The following is a 229-nucleotide window of genomic DNA, read 5'->3' on the forward strand; positions in this document are numbered from 1 at the left end:
GCTCGGGGGCGGCCTCCAGGATGACGTGGGCGTTGGTGCCGCTGATGCCGAACGAGGAGACGCCCGCACGGCGCGGCCGCCCCGTCTCGGGCCAGGGGCGCTGCTCCGCGAGCACCTCCACCGCGCCCGCCGACCAGTCCACCTCCGCCGACGGGGCGTCCACGTGCAGGGTGCGCGGGAGCACCCCGTGCCGCATGGCCTGCACCATCTTGATGATCCCCGCGACACC

At 75.5% G+C, this 229-nt stretch carries 1 protein-coding gene; it reads right to left on the minus strand.

Annotated elements, in window-relative coordinates; genetic code table 11:
• Positions 1 to 229: ketoacyl-synthetase C-terminal extension domain-containing protein (locus VR44_RS40740; RefSeq protein ID WP_045952753.1), on the minus strand; the 229-nt coding region annotated here is incomplete at both ends.

It is taken from the genome of Streptomyces katrae, assembly GCF_000966975.1.
In the GTDB taxonomy this organism is placed as follows: Bacteria; Actinomycetota; Actinomycetes; order Streptomycetales; family Streptomycetaceae; genus Streptomyces; species Streptomyces katrae.